Origin of the sequence: Thiohalocapsa sp. (assembly GCF_019695415.1) — a bacterium.
Lineage (GTDB): Bacteria > Pseudomonadota > Gammaproteobacteria > Chromatiales > Chromatiaceae > Thiohalocapsa.
Genome location: NZ_JAIFKJ010000032.1, coordinates 1 through 1,628, shown reverse-complemented (window position 1 = coordinate 1,628; position 1,628 = coordinate 1). Strand labels below are relative to the sequence as shown.

General features: G+C 62.6%; 1 protein-coding gene. It reads left to right on the top strand.

Features of this window, described 5'->3' with window-relative positions; translation table 11 throughout:
• Window positions 1-129: 129 nt before the first annotated feature.
• Window positions 130-1,628, top strand: a 1,499-nt coding sequence (locus I6U14_RS00420; RefSeq protein ID WP_296895959.1) for an IS66 family transposase, incomplete at its 3' end; no start/stop codon positions are given.

Here is a 1,628-nt window from a genome sequence, read left to right as displayed (position 1 = left end):
CCCAAAGTCAAACGCGTTGCCGCCACCTGCGCCGCCCTACATGGTAAATCCGGCCGGGTGATTCCGTCGTCGAACCAAGCAGTTAGCGCCAGTGCCGCACGGGCTCGGGAAGTACCCCTCATCCCCCCCTTGGAGGCCGAGAATGGTCAGCTGCGGGCCAAGCTGGCGTGTTTCAACCGTCAAATCTTCGTGCGCAAGTCCGAGAAGCAGATCTCGTTGAATGTCGACCAGCAGAGCCTGTTTGCCGCGGAAGTCCCGCCTCAGGCACCCGCCGATAATGCGGGCAAGCTCGTGCGTGCACACCGGCGCCGCACGCAGCGTCGCGGTGACGAGGTCAACGACAGTGGCCTGCGCTTCGATGAGACGGTACCGCAGACCGTCATCCACGTACCGGCGCCGGAGCTGACCGGCGACGAGGCTGAGCAGTACGAGGTCATCGGATACAAGGACAGCACGCGCCTCGCGCAGCTGCGCAGCATCTTCCGGGTACTGATCTATCGCCGACCGGTCGTGCGCCACAAGGGCGAGGCATCCGTCCGCGTTCCCGCGGCACCGGCGGCCGTGCTGGAAGGCTGCTACGCCGATGTTTCCCTGCTTGCCGGCCTATTAGTCGACAAAGCCGTGTACCACTTACCGCTGTATCGTCAACATCAGCGGTTGCTCAACAGCGGCATCCAGCTCAGTCGCTCGACCCTGCTCAACTACATGACGCGCAGCATTGCGCTACTCGAGCCGATCTATCAGGCCCAACGCCAGAGTGTGCTCCAAAGCGCGGTGCTTGCCATGGATGAAGTGCCGATGAAGGCCGGGCGCAAAGCACCGGGCAAGATGAAACAGACCTACTTCTGGCCGATCTATGGTGACAGCGATGAGGTCGTGTTCACCTGGTCTACCGGTCGCAGCCATCAGCACGCTGTCGACCAGCTCGGCGGCTTCAGCGGCACTTTGCTCACCGACGGCTACGACGCCTATGTGCGTGCGACCGCCAAACTGAACGCGGCGGATCAGGACATCACCCACGCCAACTGCTGGGCGCATGGCCGCCGTGGTTTCGAACGCGCGCTGGCTATGGAACCTGCCTTGGCGCAGCACGGCTTGGATCGCATTGCCGAGCTTTACCAGATTGAGGCCACGATCCGCGCTCGCGAGTACTCATCCGATGAGGTCGCTGCATGGCGGCAAAAATACAGCGTACCGATCGTCGATACCTTCTTCGACTGGGTTGCGGAGCAGCGCCAGCGGCCTGAGCTGCTGCCCTCGAATCCGCTGAGCAAGGCGCTGGTCTACGTGGCCGAGCGCGAAGCCGCGTTGCGCGTGTTTCTTGAACAGCCCCATGTGCAGATAGATACCAACCACCTGGAGCGGGCGCTGCGCGTGATTCCACTGGGGAGGAAGAATCACCTGTTCTGCTGGAGCGAACTCGGCGCCGAGCAGCTCGGAGTATTGCAGAGTCTGATGGTCACCTGTCGCCTGCATGACACCAACCAGTACGATTATCTTGTCGATGTCCTGCAACGCGTAGCCTGCCATTCGGCAAAGGAATTGGCAGCGCCGACCCCCCCGCTGTGGAAGACGCCCTTTACCACCCACCCCACGCCCCCCGCTGTTCAGCCCCCCCCACCTTCCCT